15 protein-coding genes are annotated in these 14,200 nt (G+C 64.5%); 12 read left to right on the forward strand and 3 right to left on the reverse strand.

The window, feature by feature from the left end; all coding sequences use genetic code 11:
• Positions 1–22: 22 nt before the first annotated feature.
• A complete protein-coding gene (zapE, locus tag NTD80_RS15390; RefSeq protein ID WP_262134201.1) occupies positions 23–1,123 on the reverse strand; it encodes a cell division protein ZapE in 1,101 nt (366 codons plus the stop codon).
• A 199-nt stretch (positions 1,124–1,322) separates the two neighbouring features.
• On the opposite strand from zapE, the gene NTD80_RS15395 reads away from it, so the two are divergent.
• The 8 genes from NTD80_RS15395 (at position 1,323) to NTD80_RS15430 (ending at position 8,089) form a co-directional block, all read left to right on the forward strand.
• Positions 1,323–1,586 carry a hypothetical protein gene (locus NTD80_RS15395; protein ID WP_201145249.1) on the forward strand — a complete coding sequence of 88 codons (264 nt, stop codon included), beginning with the start codon at positions 1,323–1,325 and terminating at the stop codon, positions 1,584–1,586.
• 105 nt (positions 1,587–1,691) lie between these two features.
• Positions 1,692–2,216 carry a spore coat U domain-containing protein gene (locus NTD80_RS15400; protein WP_410017415.1) on the forward strand — a complete coding sequence of 175 codons (525 nt, stop codon included), beginning with the start codon at positions 1,692–1,694 and terminating at the stop codon, positions 2,214–2,216.
• Between the two features lie 101 nt (positions 2,217–2,317).
• Positions 2,318–2,842, forward strand: a complete 525-nt coding sequence (locus NTD80_RS15405; RefSeq protein ID WP_065901122.1) for a spore coat U domain-containing protein — start codon at positions 2,318–2,320, stop codon at positions 2,840–2,842.
• Positions 2,843–2,862: 20 nt separating this feature from the next.
• Positions 2,863–3,399, forward strand: coding sequence for a spore coat protein U domain-containing protein (locus NTD80_RS15410; protein WP_065901120.1), 537 nt, complete (start codon positions 2,863–2,865; stop codon positions 3,397–3,399).
• Between the two features lie 5 nt (positions 3,400–3,404).
• A complete protein-coding gene (locus NTD80_RS15415; RefSeq protein ID WP_120449022.1) occupies positions 3,405–3,905 on the forward strand; it encodes a spore coat U domain-containing protein in 501 nt (166 codons plus the stop codon).
• Positions 3,906–3,953: 48 nt separating this feature from the next.
• Positions 3,954–4,730 carry a molecular chaperone gene (locus NTD80_RS15420; RefSeq protein ID WP_262134202.1) on the forward strand — a complete coding sequence of 259 codons (777 nt, stop codon included), beginning with the start codon at positions 3,954–3,956 and terminating at the stop codon, positions 4,728–4,730.
• Between the two features lie 58 nt (positions 4,731–4,788).
• Positions 4,789–7,098, forward strand: a complete 2,310-nt coding sequence (locus NTD80_RS15425) for a fimbria/pilus outer membrane usher protein (protein WP_262134203.1) — start codon at positions 4,789–4,791, stop codon at positions 7,096–7,098.
• 16 nt (positions 7,099–7,114) lie between these two features.
• Positions 7,115–8,089, forward strand: a complete 975-nt coding sequence (locus NTD80_RS15430; RefSeq protein ID WP_262134204.1) for a spore coat protein U domain-containing protein — start codon at positions 7,115–7,117, stop codon at positions 8,087–8,089.
• Here the strand turns inward: NTD80_RS15430 and NTD80_RS15435 are convergent.
• Together NTD80_RS15435 and NTD80_RS15440 are read right to left on the reverse strand one after the other, a co-directional pair.
• Positions 8,086–8,823 carry an anti-sigma factor family protein gene (locus NTD80_RS15435; protein WP_262134205.1) on the reverse strand — a complete coding sequence of 246 codons (738 nt, stop codon included), beginning with the start codon at positions 8,821–8,823 and terminating at the stop codon, positions 8,086–8,088. The two genes, NTD80_RS15430 and NTD80_RS15435, sit on opposite strands and share 4 nt — an antisense overlap.
• A complete protein-coding gene (locus tag NTD80_RS15440; RefSeq protein ID WP_106803370.1) occupies positions 8,820–9,326 on the reverse strand; it encodes an RNA polymerase sigma factor in 507 nt (168 codons plus the stop codon). Before NTD80_RS15440 ends, NTD80_RS15435 begins: the two co-directional genes overlap by 4 nt.
• Before the next feature lie 198 nt (positions 9,327–9,524).
• Between NTD80_RS15440 and NTD80_RS15445 the strand changes: the two genes are divergently transcribed.
• The 4 genes from NTD80_RS15445 (at position 9,525) to NTD80_RS15460 (ending at position 14,135) form a co-directional block, all read left to right on the forward strand.
• Positions 9,525–11,114: an amino acid adenylation domain-containing protein gene (locus NTD80_RS15445; RefSeq protein WP_262134206.1), complete on the forward strand. Its 1,590-nt coding sequence runs from the start codon at positions 9,525–9,527 to the stop codon at positions 11,112–11,114.
• Positions 11,107–12,393, forward strand: coding sequence for a hypothetical protein (locus tag NTD80_RS15450; RefSeq protein WP_262134207.1), 1,287 nt, complete (start codon positions 11,107–11,109; stop codon positions 12,391–12,393). Before NTD80_RS15445 ends, NTD80_RS15450 begins: the two co-directional genes overlap by 8 nt.
• Before the next feature lie 123 nt (positions 12,394–12,516).
• A complete protein-coding gene (locus NTD80_RS15455) occupies positions 12,517–13,599 on the forward strand; it encodes a catalase family peroxidase (protein WP_262134208.1) in 1,083 nt (360 codons plus the stop codon).
• Positions 13,596–14,135, forward strand: a complete 540-nt coding sequence (locus NTD80_RS15460; protein ID WP_262134209.1) for a cytochrome b — start codon at positions 13,596–13,598, stop codon at positions 14,133–14,135. Before NTD80_RS15455 ends, NTD80_RS15460 begins: the two co-directional genes overlap by 4 nt.
• Positions 14,136–14,200 lie beyond the last annotated feature (65 nt).

Raw genomic sequence — 14,200 nt, forward strand, 5'->3', positions numbered from 1 at the left:
GGCAAAGGGACGTGGAAGGCGCTCATGATACCGGGTCGGGCAGGGCTTGCGGGTTGGCCTGCTGCAATTGGTTCAGGCGGCTGGCGGTGCGCGCAAGGTCGATGGCCTGGCCTGCCAGGCACTCGGCCAGCGGCCGTTCACCGATCAGGGTCAGGTGCTTGTCCTGGTCGTAGAGCACGTCCACCAGGTTGATGAAGCGCTGCTGCACGGCAATCGGGCAATCGCCCAGTAGGGGCAGGCCGTCGATGATCCAGTCGTCGAAGTCTTTGCACAGCAGCAGGTAGTCCATCACCGCCGTGGGCTGCTCGCACAGGTCGTTGAAGGTGAAGGCGACGGTGCGCTCCTGGTGCCAGCGCACCCGTAATTGCCGGGTGCCGACCGCCAGCGTGAGCGCCGGGCAATCCGCCGCCGGCACCCCGAACGCCGCACGCTGCGCCGGGCTGCCGGGCCAGATGAACGGCCCCTGGGTGAAGCGCTGCTGGCCGTGATTGTGTGGCAGGCCCCGGTAATCCTGGGGCGCGTTGACCTCCATGACGTCCATGCGCGCGCCGATCAGCTCGATCACCGGCTTGAAGCGCTGGTGATACAGCGGGTTGGGCAACAGCCCTTCGGGCGGGTAATTGGAGGTCACCAGCACCACCACGCCGCGCTCGAACAAGGCCTTGAACAGGCGGGTGATGAGCATCGCGTCGCCGATATCGTGGACATGGAACTCGTCGAAACACAGCACGCGGCAGCCTTCGAGCAATTCATCCAGGGTGACCGCAAGGGCGTCGGGCTGCTGGCGATGGCGGAACATGCCTTGATGCAGGCGGGCGAAAAAGTCGTGGAAGTGCACACGCTGCTTCTGCGCCAGGGGCAGCGCCTGGAAGAACCCGTCGAGCAACCAGCTTTTGCCGCGCCCCACGGCGCCGTGCAAGTACAGGCTGCGCGGCGTGTGCTGCTGTTGCAGGGCATTGGCAATCTGCGCCATGCGCTCGATGACCTGCTGCTGGCTCGGGCTCAGGGTGTAGCCCTGGCGCTGGGCCTTGCGCTGGAAGTACGTGGACACGTCATCGGACGTGGCGGCAGCGGCGGCAGGCTTGCCGAACAGTCGGCGCAGGGCAGGGGGGAGGACAGCCAAGGGCGAGGGTTCCGTGGGGTGAATGGCGTTAGGGTGCAGCGCTCGCGCTAATTTAACCAATACAAAATGTGGCGGCCAGCGATCTCAAAAAGAGACCGGTCGCCGCGCGTCGGCTGAACGGCAAAATCGATGCAGGCACATAGCCATCTCGGATATCCTTGGCGGCGTTTCCTACCTCGCGGTTTGCTCAAGGTCACTCATGTTCGTCATCCATCGCCTCTTGCTGGTCGTGGGCGCCTGCTGCCTGTGGGTCAACCCTGCGCAGGCGGTGGTCAGCAGCGGGCAGATCAGCGCGCAGCTGGTGATCACCGCCGGCTGTGAAGTCAGCCCGGGCAGCGCTGCGAGCCGCCCGCTCGTGCGCTGCAGCACTGCCTCCGACAGCCCCACCGAATTTACCGTCAGCACTGAGCAGGCCCCCCAGGAAGATGGCAGCCCGCGCACCCTGGTGACGCTGAACTGGTAACAAACGTACAACATTTTTGACAGTCGTATTTCTGACGCGACTGGCAGCTTTGCCCTCCACTGCTAACCTGATCCTGGTACGCCATTCCTCAAAAGGATTGAGGCCGTGAATGGATCTATGGTTTTGGCCATCGTAGGCACGCTGTGCAGCGCGCAAGCGTTGGCCGCACAATTGCAGGTGGAGGTGCGCGTCAATGTGATGCGTGGCTGCCAGTTGGTCGGTCTGACGCGTGACGCGGGGATCGAGCAACTCGGTGTGCTCGATTTCGGCAGCACCGCCCGTCTCGACAACCCCGCCGGCCCCTTGAGCGCCGCGCTGACCAGCACGCGCCAGCCACGCCTGGAATGCAACCCCGACACCTCTTATCAAGTGCGTATCGACGGCGGCCTGCATGGCGGCATCGGCGAGGTGCGCTACCTGGCCGGCGAGCGGCATGCCTCGCCGATTCCCTATCGTCTCTACCGCGATGCCGCCCGACGCGTGGCATTGCCGGTCAATGAAACAGTGAGCGGCACGGTGCCCGACAGTGGTTCGGTGGAGTTGCCGCTGTATGCGCGCATCGAACCCCTGGCCCAAATCCCAGCAGTGAGTCGCTACAGCGACGTGGTGAAGGTCACGGTGACCTGGTAAGCATTTTTGTGCAGTGACTGCCGGGTGGACTCGGCAGGTAAAGGAATGTCGCCCACGGTTGGGCGGCCAACTGGTTTTATCCTGATGGAAGTGGGATCGATATGAAGCACTTCACCTGTACCGCGCTGTTGCTCAGCCCGCTGTTGTTGGTTGCGGGGGATGCCGAAGCGGTCGTCACCGGCAGCATCCAGGCGCGGCTGGTGATCCTGCCGGCCTGCCAGGTGAGCGCCGGTGCCCAGGACCTGCCTGCCAACCTGGGCCAACTCGATTTCGGCAATCAGGGCCCAACCTGGACCCGCCCGCTCAACGCCAATGTCGAGGGCAATGGCGGGGCGCTGCAAGTCACCTGCAATGCCTCGGTGCGCGGCTTTACCGTGACCATCGACGGTGGCGTCAACGGTGACGGCACCACCCGGCGCCTGAGCAATGGCCGCCAGACTATTCCCTATCGACTCACGGCCGATGCCGCCGGGACGGACATCTATCGCATTGGCCAGCAACGCAATTTCGCCGTCAGCGCCGGCAGCCTGGGACCGATCCCGGTCTATGGCGCGGTGGTGGCGAATACCAGCGCACTTCCCGCCGGCACCTACCGCGACACCCTGACGGTCACGCTGGATTGGTAACTCAACAGAGGAAAAGCACCATGCAATCACTCGCTTTGCGTCTCGCTGTACCTGTTCTGGGCCTGGCCCTGGCCGCCGGTGCGCAGGCCGCCACCACCGTGACCGGGCAGATCAGCTCCAGCCTGATCCTGACCAGCAGTTGCCTGGTCAACGGCGGTGCGGGTACCACCAACCTGAACTTCGGTAGCCTGAACTTCGGCACCACCACCAGCCTGTTCACGCAGACCGGCACACAGCTGGTGGCGGCCGGCGGCGGCGCGGTGTCGATCCAATGCTCGTCCGGCACCACGCCCACGGTGACCATCCAGGGCGGCCTGCACGACGGCCAGTCCACCGGCGGCACCCGCGCACTGTATGACGGCGTGGCCAACTTCGTGCCCTACGATCTGTACACCGATTCGGGCTTCAACAATCTCCTGGCAGCCAATGGCGTGATCAACCTGGCGGCCAGCACGGGCGCAGCGCAGACCATCAACCTGTGGGGCAAGGCGGTGGGTAAAGCCGGGCTGCCGGCGGGCACCTACACCGACACTATTGCCGTGCAATTGAGCTTCTGAGTGCGATGGCCGGGCATGGATGCGCCGCTGTGCTGCTGGCCTGTGCGTGCAGCGTGCCGCTGCCACTGGCGGCGGTCACCGGTACGAGTTTCCAGGTCAGCGCCAGCATCATTGCCGGCTGCCTGGTGGTGGGCGGTGGCAGCAATTACGGCAACCTCACGTACGGCAGCTATTCGGCGTTGTCCACCAGCACGGTGTCGACTGCGCTGGCCAGCAGTGTGCAGTTGCAATGCACGCCCGGTGTGACCCTGGCCATGAGCGTGGACGGTGGGCAGAACAACAGCAGCGGCCGGCACCTCAAGCTCAACAGCGGCACGGCGCAGGTGGCCTATCAGCTCTACCGCGATGCGGGGTTCAGCCAGGTACTGGGGATCAGCCAGAGCGTAAATGTGGCCTACAGCAATGCGAACAACATCACGCTGCCGATCTACGGCCGGGTGGTGCTGCCGGGGAATCAGCCGGCGGGGACCTACAGCGATGTGGTGCAGGTCCAGCTGACCTTCTAGGGATATGTGAATTGAAGCGTTTTTCAATCTAAGGAGCAGAGCTTGCCTATGTGTTTACCCCCGTCCCTGCGTCAAGGGCTGCTGGCCATGGCCCTGCTGGGCGCAAGCCAGGTGCAGGCTGCCAGCTCGGTGCTGATCTGGCCCATCGACCCGGTGCTGGAGGCTGACCAACAGGCCAGTGCACTGTGGTTGGAAAACCGTGGTACTGAAACCGCCAACCTGCAGGTCCGCGTGTTTGCCTGGCGCCAGAACGGTTTCGATGATCAGTACCAGAACCAGCGTGATGTGATCGGTAGCCCGCCGGTGGCCCGTATCGAACCGGGACAGAAACAGCTGGTGCGCTTGACCCGTACCAAGGACGTGCCACCGGGCCAGGAGTTGGCGTATCGCATCATCATCGATGAGATCCCCGCGCCCCGGCAGCCGGGCGCCGAGGATGGCAAGACGGCCGCGTCGATCCAGTTCCAGATGCGTTACTCGGTGCCGCTGTTTGCCTACGGCGCGGGCTTGTGGAGCAAGGAAGACCTGACGCGCCAGCGCGACCCCAAGGGCGCCGGCGTGCCGGACCTGACCTGGCGCAAAGTGGCCGAGGGCGGACGCTCCTATATCGAGACCCGCAACCAGGGCGCGGTGCATGCACGGCTGACGGATGTGGCTGTGAAGCAAGGTGGCCAGAACCGGCCGGTGACCGAGGGCCTGATGGGCTACGTGTTGCCGGGCGCAACCATGCGCTGGCCAGTGCCGGAACCCTTGGCCAGCGGCCAGGAGCTACTGCTTAAAGTCAACGGTGCGCCGACGGTACAGAGCGTCAAGCCCGGCCCGTAAAAGACAGGGAGTGAGCTGAGTGTCGGCTCGTTGTATCCAAACAGTGCGATGGATCGCCATGGGGTGTTGCTGTCTGGTGTTTATCCCGCGGGGCGATGCCGGTGAGCTGCCGCCACCGCCAACCAGCCTGGAGGCCATGCCCGATGCCCAGCTGTACCTGCAATTGCTGGTCAACCAGATGGACACCGGCAAGGTCATCGTGGTCGAGCAGCGGGCGGGGCAGCTGTACATGCCCGCCGCTGACCTGCAGGCGATCGGCATGAAATTGCCCGCCTCGGTATCCGCCGAAGTGGCCCTGGACCAGTTGCCGGGGCTGCACAGCGAATACGACAGCCAGGGCCAGCGCCTGCTCTTGAGCGTGCCGCCGGACTGGCTGCCGGCGCAGTTCCTCGGCAACCGCAAGGCGTACCCGCGTACCGAGGCGATGACCAGCTTCGGCGCGATGCTCAACTATGACCTGTACCTGAACGACACCGATGATGCCGGCACCTACCTCGCCGCCTGGAACGAAGTGCGGGTGTTCGACACCTGGGGCACCGTGTCCAACACCGGGCAATACCGCCGCAGTTTCGGCGCGAACACCGGCAATGGGCTGGACAACGGCTACCTGCGTTATGACACCACCTGGCGCTATTCGGACGATGAAAGCCTGTTGACCTACGAGGCCGGCGACCTGGTCAGCGGCGCCTTGCCGTGGAGCAATTCGGTGCGCCTGGGCGGTGTGCAGCTGTCGCGCGATTTCGGCGTGCGCCCGGACTTGGTCACCTACCCCTTGCCGCAGTTCGCCGGCGAGGCGGCGGTGCCGTCTTCGGTGGACCTGTTTATCAATGGCTTCAAGTCGTCCAGCGACAACGTGCAGCCGGGGCCCTACACCCTGACCAACATCCCGTTCATCAACGGTGCGGGCGAGGCGGTGGTGGTGACCACCGACGCCCTTGGCCGGCAGGTGTCCACCACGGTGCCGTTCTATGTCACCAGCAGCCTGCTGCAAAAGGGCCTGTCGGACTTCTCGGTGGCTGCCGGTACCTTGCGCCGCGACTACGCGCAGCAGGATTTTCGCTATGGCCAGGGTGTCACCTCCGGCAGCCTGCGGTATGGCGTCAGCGATGTGTTCACCCTGGAAAGCCACGCCGAAGCTTCCAATGACCTGACCCTCGGCGGCGTTGGCGGCAACGTGCGGCTCGGCTCGTTTGGCGTGCTCAATAGTGCGGTCAGCCAGAGCCGTTTCGACGGGCGCGAGGGCCAGCAAGTCAGCCTCGGCTATCAATACAGCAGCCAGCGCTACAGCCTCTCGTACCAACGGCTGGAACGGCATGCGCAGTATGCCGACCTCACCGTGATCGACTCGCCCTACATCAGTTTGAGCAAGCGCAGCGAGCAGGTCACTGCCAGCCTCAACCTCGACAGCTGGGGCAGCCTGGGCGCCGGTTATTTTGATATCCGCGCCGCCGATGATTCGCGCACGCGCTTGCTTAACCTGAGCTGGAATCGCCCGCTGTGGGGCAACAGCAGCTTTTACCTGTCGGCCAATCGCGAGATCGGCGACAGCAACTGGGCGGTGCAGGCCCAAGTCGTGATCCCGTTCGACCTCGATGGCAGCCTGAGCATGAGTATGGAGCGCAGCACCTCCGGCGAGAATCGCCAGCGGGTCAATTTCAGTCGTGCGGTGCCGGGCCCCGGCGGCGTGGGGTACAACCTCGGCTACGCACATGGCCAGGGCCCGGATTACCGCCAGGCCGACCTGACCTGGCGCCTGCAGTCGGTGCAATTGCAGGCCGGCGTCTACGGCAGCAGCGACGCCGAAACCCGCTGGGCCGACGCCAGCGGCTCGCTGGTGTGGATGGACAAGCATGTGTTTGCGGCCAACCGGATCAACGATGCCTTTGTAGTGGTGAGTACCGACGGCTACGCCAAGGTCCCGGTGCGTTATGAAAACCAACTGGTCGGCGAAACCGACCAGAGCGGCCGCCTGCTGGTGCCATGGAGCAGCGGTTATTACCGCGGCAAATATGAAATCGATCCGCTGAACTTGCCGGCCAACGTGTTGAGCCCATCGGTGGAGCAACGGGTGGCGGTGCGCCGCGGCAGCGGTTATCTGCTGGAGTTTCCGCTGACCCGGATCAACGCCGCCAGCATTGAACTGGTGGATGAACACAATACGCCGTTGCCGCTGGGCGCGACTGTGCTGCATGAGCAGAGCGGCGCAGCGGCGGTGGTGGGTTGGGATGGCCTGGTGTACCTCGACCGGTTGGCGGCGCAGAACACCCTGCGCGTGACCCTGGGCGGCGGCACCAGTTGCCAGGTGCAGTTTGCCCTGCCGGAATCCAGCGAGCAGGTGCCGATGATCGGGCCATTGGTTTGTCGATAGACACAGGAGGTGTCGGGTGAAAGTGCGGGGTGTGGTAGCGGGGTTGGTGTTGAGCGGATTGGCGTCCCAGGTTCAGGCGTTGTGTTCGGTGGTGGCGACCAATGCGGCCGGGTTCGGCCCGGTGAGTTCGATCCTGGTGCGCACCACCACGCAATCCACTTCGACCACCAACGGCGGGTTGCGCTGTACCGGTTCGTTGTTGTCGTTGCTCACCACCAATGACCACTTCTACGCCACCATCACGTCCTCAACGGCCGGTATGGTCGGCCCCACCGGCGATGTGATCGGCTACAACCTGTACGCGACCAACAACACCGGTGCTGCGTATCTGATCACCCGCGGTGTCCAGTATGATTTCGCGCGCAACGGCATCATTGACCTGCTCGGCCTGTTGGGGGGCTCTACGCCCAAGACGGTGCCGCTGTACCTGGGGACGATTACCGGCAGTAACGTTGCGGCGGGGATCTATACCGAAACCCTGAGCATCTTCTGGGATTGGAACTACTGCTCTGGCATTGGCGCGCTGGGTATCTGCCTCGGGCGCGATACCAATTCGGGGGCGACCACCTTGACGGTGAACATGACCGTCACCAACGACTGCACGATCACCGCGCCGAATATCAGCTTCGGCGGCGCGCCGGTGGTGAGTGCCTTCGGCACGGTCAACCAGACCATCAACATTTCCTGCACCAAGGGCAGCGCCTACACGGTGGGGCTCGACCCGGGCCAGAACGCCAATGCCGGACGGCGGCGGATGGTTTCGGGGGCCAATTACCTGTCCTACGACATCTTCCAGAGTGCCGGCACCACCGTGTGGGGCAGTGTCGGCGCCGCGCGCCGCGCGAGTACCAGCGCCGAGGTCAACCCCGGCAATGGCATGGGCAGCAACGGTGCCCAGGTGTTCAACTACAACGCCAGGATCTACACCGACCAGACCACCCCCCCGGCCGGCACCTATACGGATAACGTGATCCTCGACGTCGGCTTCTAGAACTTCAGCATCGGCGGGGCGGGCTGATCCGCCGGGCTGACCACTGCGTAGTTGTAGCCGGCGCCGGACCAGTACTGCGCCTGCAGCCCATCCGCGCTGCGGCTGCCACGCGGCAAGAAACCGTTTTCCGGACCCGGTGGGCGGATATAGAAACTGATACGCCGGCCTTGCGCGTCCTGGTACAGCACCATGGCCGCCGCGCCTTGCTCGGTAGTAAGCAGGCGCCCGCTGACGGGGGTGAAGCCTGCGGCGCTCAGGTCGGGCAGGCGGTGGGCCTGGTTGAAGTAGCGGTCCAGCCAGGCCTGCATGTTGCCGCCGTCCTGGACGTTATAGTCGGCGGGCATGATGCCGTCCTGGGCAAACAGACGGAACGCCTGCATCGCATCGGCCATCGGCAGCAACGGCGGCTGGGTGGCTTCGCGCGCCTGCCAGCCGCCGACCCCGCCGAGGCTGACGGCCACCAGCAGCACCGCCGCCGTGGCCCAGTGGCGGCGCGAGCGCTGCTGGATGCGCTGGCGGATCAGCGCGGGGTCCAGGTCAGGGTTGGCCGGTTGTTGCAGGGCCCCGCCGAGGGACGCGCGCAGCAATTGCGCATCCTGTTGCCAGGCGTGGACCTGGGCCGCGACGTCGGGGTGTGCCGTCAGCCAGGTTTCAAGGATACGGCGATCGCTCTCCAGGAGTTGGTGATCGACGTAGGCGTGCAAATCGCGTTCGCTGGGGGGCAGGCTGATCATTTGAGTCTCCGCAGGGAAGGGCTGGCTATTTCACCATCACTGAGTTGGCGCAGGGCCTGGCGCGCGCGGGACAGGCGCGACATCACCGTGCCGACCGGCACGTCGAGAATCTCGGCGACCTCCTTGTAGCTCAAGCCCTCCACCGACACCCATAACAGCAGGGCGCGCTGTTCGGTGTTGAGTTGATCGAAGGCTTGCAGGGTCGACTGGGCAATGACCGTGCGCTCTACCGATGGCTGTGCATCATCTCGACCGGTAAAGAACTCCAGCATGCGGGCGTAACGCCGGGTGCGCCGATGCGCATCGAGAAACTGCCGATAGAGGATCGAAAACAGCCACGCGCGCACGTCGCCTTCGAGGCGCTTGTCGGCCCAGCGGGTGATCGCCCGTTCCAGGGTCGACTGCACCAGGTCGTCGGCGCTGCTGGCGTTACGGGTCAGGGACACGGCAAAACGCCGCAACCTGGGGATGAGTTCACGTAACTGTTCGTCGAGTGCATGCATGGGAGAGGGAGTCTAGCCGGTTGTGCTGAGGTAGACGTCGGCCGCTGTAGGTTATTCCATCCGTGTGCGAAAGAATCTTGTGCAATGTGGGTTAGACGTTTCTGTATCGTTTGTAATCCTGTAATCGCGGGCACTGCCCTCTCTCCACCCTTGTATCTGTCGGCACTCAGTCGGCAGTTAACCGCAGAGGGTGTGTCCATGACGTTTTCACCACAGGATAAATCGCAATTTTGCCGACAGACGCTTGCGCACTGGCCTGTCGTACAGCAGGACCTGTTTGAACGCTGGGCGCGCGGCCCGTCGTCCCAACCGGGACATGGCTGTGTGCACCACGCTATCGAAAGGCAGGCGGCGCTGGCGCCCGACGCCACGGCCGCCGTGTGCCAGGGGCAGCGCATCAGCTACGCGCAACTTGACCGGCAGGCCAATCGGTTGGCCATGCGTTTGATCGAGCAAGGGGTGAAACGCGGTGACACGGTGGCGCTGTTCGTCGAGCGCTCGATCCCGATGCTGGTAGGGTTGCTGGCGGTGATGAAGGTCGGCGCGGCGTATGTGCCGCAAGACGCCAGGATCGTGCCGCCGATGCAATTGGCGATGGTCCTTGAAGCGTTGTCCAGCCCGCTGATCCTGACTCTGTCGCCACTGCTGGAGCGTCTGCCCGAGACGCACGCGTCGCAGTGCCTGTGCCTCGATGAGTTCCTGGCCGAAGTCCCCTGGATCGCCCAGGACAATCAGCCGGTGTGCGCTGCCGTCGACCCTGACGACCTGTGTTTTGTGCTGTTTACCTCGGGCACCACCGGGCGCCCCAACGGCGTCCGTGTCAGCCATCGCAATCTGTGCAACATCCTGCTCACCGAGCCCGGGCGGATGGGCATGGCGCCGGGGCGCACGGTGGGGCAGATCCTCAATATCGGCTTTGACATGGCTGCCTGGGAAATCCTCGGCTGCCTGGCCCATGGCGCGACGCTGATGATTCGCGGCAAGCACATCGCGCCAACGGCGGCGCAGTGTGACGTGCTGATCGCAACGCCGTCGATATTGGCCACCCTCGAGCCTCGGCAGTGCCCTCTCCTGAAGGTGGTTGCGGTGGCGGGTGAGCCTTGTCCGCAAAGCCTGGCCGACCACTGGGCGGGCCACTGCGACTTCTACAACGGCTGTGGACCCACCGAAACCACCATCGTTAATACGCTGCACCGGCATGTGCCCGGTACGTTGCTGACCATTGGCCAGCCCACGCCCAATAACACGGTGTATGTCCTTGACGCTCAGGGGCAGGCCTGTGCACTGGGCGAGATCGGTGAAATGTGGGGCGGCGGTGTCGGTGTGACAGCAGGCTACCTGGGCAATCCCGAGCTGACCGCGCAGCGCTATCGGCCGGACCCTTTTATCGGTGCCGGCGCGCTGATGTTCCGCACCCGCGACCTTGGCCGCTGGACCCGCGACGGGCAGCTCGAACACCTCGGGCGGGTGGATGACCAGGTCAAGGTGCGTGGGTTTCGCGTGGAGCTGGACGCAGTGTCCGCCACGCTGGAAGCCAGCGCAGGTTGCGCGCGGGCGGTCACGCTGAAATTCGATGACCGCCACCTGGTGGCGTTCGTGTCACCGGCCAGCGTCGATATCGATGCCTGTCGCCGGCACTGCGAGCAGCGCCTGGCCTATTACTGCGTGCCGTCGCGGATCTACGCGCTGGACCAGTTGCCGCTGACGAGCCGCGGCAAGGTGGATAAGGCGCTGCTGCTGCAATGGGCGCGTCAACGCCAGGCCGTGAAGGAGACTGGTGATGCTTGATGCCCTGACCCAAGTCGTTGTAACGCCCAAGGCGGGATTATGGCGACGGCTCGCCGCGCAGCCATTGTTTTCCTATTACCACCGCCTGTTTGCCCTGGTGATGCTCGCTAATGCCCTTGTTGTATGGCTAGGGCCTGGCGTGCAGGCCATGGGCGTGGACACGCTGTCGAGCATGGTCTTGATCAACCTCTCGCTGGCTACGCTGATCCGTCAGCAGTACGTGATCAATGCGCTGTTCTGGTGCGTGACCCGGGTGCCGACCCGCTGGCCGCTGTGGTTGCGTCGGCGTGTGGCGAAGGTTTACCACGTGGGTGGGCTGCACAGTGGCGCCGCGGTGGCGGCGACGGGCTGGTTCGCTGCCTTGTTCGGGGTGCAGGTCTTGCAGCAGCTGCGCGAGCCGGGCAGCGTGTCGGCCGTCTGGTTGTGGCTGAGCGCTGTGCTGATGACCTTGCTGCTATTGATGGTTGCCATGGCGCTGCCGTGGGTGCGAGGGCGCTTCCACAATGGCTTCGAACGTGTGCACCGCTTTGCCGGCTGGAGTGTATTGCTGCTGTTCTGGGGACTGGCGTGGCAGGCCTCCACCGAACAGCAGGCCAGTGGCACGTTCTGGATGCTGGGGCTACTGAGCCTGAGCATTGCCCTGCCATGGCTGCACCTGCGTAGAGTACCGGTCGACAGTTTGCGGCCATCCCGGCATGTGGCTATCGTGCGCTTCACCCACACCACGCCGTTTACCGGCTCCTCCACCAGCATCAGCCTGAACCCGCTGTTGGAGTGGCATTCGTTCGCCAATATTCCTGCGCCGGGCGAGCTCGGATTTCGGCTGATCATTTCGCGGGCAGGGGATTGGACGGGCCGGTTCATCGAGCACTTGCCGTCGCATGTGTGGGTCAAGGGAATCACCACGGCCGGCGTGGCGAATGTCGAGACGCTGTTCAAATCGGTGCTATACGTCGCCACCGGCAGCGGCATCGGCCCGGTGCTCCCGCATTTGCTGGCGGGCAACGTGCCTGTGCGGTTGCTCTGGTCGGCACGCAGCCCGCGACAGACCTACGGCGATGCACTGGTCGACGAAATCCTGCGGGCCGAGCCCGACGCGTTGATCTGGGACACCGATGCGCGCGGTCAACCGGACCTTGTGCAACTGGCCTGCGCCGCGGTGCACACCTATGACGTGGAGGCGGTGATCTGCATCGCCAACCAGCACTTGACCCGTCGCGTGGTGCAGGCGCTGGAAGCCCGGGGCATCCCCGCCTATGGTGCGATCTGGGATTCTTGATCCCCGCGCGATACCCCGGCAGTGCATCTGCTTTGAAAAAAACTACAGTGAACAGGGAATAAACCTACATGGGATTCGTCTCATAGCACTTTTCCCCTGCGGCCATGTGCCCTGGAGCTTTTCATGGTAGATCACTCATCACCGCCGAAACCGCCACTCAGCCGCGCCAGCCTGGTTCTCAGGCTGGCGTGTATTGGTGGCGTGGTGGCGGTTATGGCCGGGGCATTTGCCTACGTCAATGGCACCCTCGACCCACAACGCCTGCGGCCGAAAACCCTGGTCAATGCTCTCGAAACCAACAACGGCGTGCACCCCGGATTCCGGCGTAACCACGCCAAGGGCATCTGCGTGGCGGGCTACTTCGAAAGCAGCGCCGAAACCCGTGCCTATTCCAGCGCCCAGGTGTTCAACGCGGACAAGACCCCGGTGGTCGGCCGCTTCGCCTTGCCCAGCGGCAACCCGTATGCGCCGGACAGCAGCGTGCCGATCCGCAGTTTCGCCGTGCAGTTCAGCCAGGCCAACGGCCAGCAATGGCGCACCGGGATGAACAGCATGCCGGTGTTCCCGGTGGGCACGCCCGAGGCGTTCTACCAGATGCTCAAGGCGGGCGCGCCCGACCCGGCCACCGGCAAGCCGAACCCGGCGAGCATGCCGGCGTTTTTCGCCGCGCATCCGGAGACGGCGGCGTTCCTGGCGTGGGTCAAGACGGCCAAGCCTTCGGCCAGCTATGCCACCGAAACCTACAACGGCATCAATGCGTTTTACCTGGTAAACGCGCAGGGCAAGCGCCAGGCGGTGCGTTGGGGCGTGGTCCCACAGAGCCAGGATGCGCCGGGGGATAGCGCGCCGGCAGGTAACGATTTCCTCGAGAAAGACCTGGTGCAACGCCTGGCTGCCGGGCCGTTGCGCTGGCAGTTGAACATGACGCTGGCCAACCCCGGCGACCCGCTGGACGATGCCAGCAAAACCTGGACCGGCGAACATACCGTGCTGAATGCCGGCACCCTGGTGTTGCAGAGCAGCCAGCCGCAGGCGGACGGCGATTGCCGTGACATCAACTTTGATCCGTTGGTGTTGCCCAGCGGTATCGAAGCCTCCAACGACCCATTACTGGCCGCACGGTCGGCGGCGTACGCCAGCTCGTACCTGCGCCGCGCCGGTGAAGTCAGCCCGCTGCACAGTGCCCCTCAGGAGTCGAAGCCATGAATGCCCAACCACGGTTTTTCGCGCCCCTGGCGCGCCTGCTGCACTGGCTGATGGCGCTGATGGTGATCGCCATGCTGTTTATCGGCGCGGGTATGGTGGCTTCGGTTTCAGAGCGGCATGAGTGGCTGATTCACCTGCACAAGCCGCTGGGTATCGCGATCCTGGCACTGGTGATCGTGCGGCTGGTGGTGCGCTTTTCCACGCGTCAACCGCCATTGCCCGCCGACTTGCCGCTGTGGCAGGTGCTGGCGGCCAAAGCCTCTCACGTGGTGTTGTATGCGTTGATGCTGGTGTTGCCGCTGCTGGGTTGGGCGATGATTTCGGCGGCGGGCGATCCGGTGATGCTCGGCAGCGCCGTGCAATTGCCGGCACTGGTCGGCGCGAACGCGCCGCTGTTTGCGCTGTTGCGCAAGGCCCACGGGTTTCTGGCTTATCTGCTGTTCCTGACGGTGCTGTTGCACCTGGCGGCAGCGTTGTTCCATGGGCTGATTCGGCGTGACGGTGTGCTGCAAAGCATGACCGGCACCCGGGACTGATGCCGTGGGGGGGGGGGGGGGGGGGGGGGGGGCCCCCCCCCCCCCCCCCCCCCCCCCGCCGCCCC

The organism is Pseudomonas sp. 13B_2.1_Bac1 (assembly GCF_025466155.1).
Lineage (GTDB): Bacteria > Pseudomonadota > Gammaproteobacteria > Pseudomonadales > Pseudomonadaceae > Aquipseudomonas > Aquipseudomonas aylmerensis.

Excerpts from the sequence above, each read along its gene's own strand:
- NTD80_RS15395 (WP_201145249.1), top strand. The coding sequence starts at position 1,323 with ATGTTCGTCATCCATCGCCTCTTGCTGGTCGTGGGCGCCTGCTGCCTG.
- NTD80_RS15405 (WP_065901122.1), top strand. The coding sequence starts at position 2,318 with ATGAAGCACTTCACCTGTACCGCGCTGTTGCTCAGCCCGCTGTTGTTG.
- NTD80_RS15410 (WP_065901120.1), top strand. The coding sequence starts at position 2,863 with ATGCAATCACTCGCTTTGCGTCTCGCTGTACCTGTTCTGGGCCTGGCC.
- NTD80_RS15415 (WP_120449022.1), top strand. The coding sequence starts at position 3,405 with ATGGCCGGGCATGGATGCGCCGCTGTGCTGCTGGCCTGTGCGTGCAGC.
- NTD80_RS15420 (WP_262134202.1), top strand. The coding sequence starts at position 3,954 with ATGTGTTTACCCCCGTCCCTGCGTCAAGGGCTGCTGGCCATGGCCCTG.
- NTD80_RS15425 (WP_262134203.1), top strand. The coding sequence starts at position 4,789 with ATGGGGTGTTGCTGTCTGGTGTTTATCCCGCGGGGCGATGCCGGTGAG.
- NTD80_RS15435 (WP_262134205.1), bottom strand. The coding sequence starts at position 8,823 with ATGATCAGCCTGCCCCCCAGCGAACGCGATTTGCACGCCTACGTCGAT.
- NTD80_RS15440 (WP_106803370.1), bottom strand. The coding sequence starts at position 9,326 with ATGCATGCACTCGACGAACAGTTACGTGAACTCATCCCCAGGTTGCGG.
- NTD80_RS15445 (WP_262134206.1), top strand. The coding sequence starts at position 9,525 with ATGACGTTTTCACCACAGGATAAATCGCAATTTTGCCGACAGACGCTT.
- NTD80_RS15450 (WP_262134207.1), top strand. The coding sequence starts at position 11,107 with ATGCTTGATGCCCTGACCCAAGTCGTTGTAACGCCCAAGGCGGGATTA.
- NTD80_RS15455 (WP_262134208.1), top strand. The coding sequence starts at position 12,517 with ATGGTAGATCACTCATCACCGCCGAAACCGCCACTCAGCCGCGCCAGC.
- NTD80_RS15460 (WP_262134209.1), top strand. The coding sequence starts at position 13,596 with ATGAATGCCCAACCACGGTTTTTCGCGCCCCTGGCGCGCCTGCTGCAC.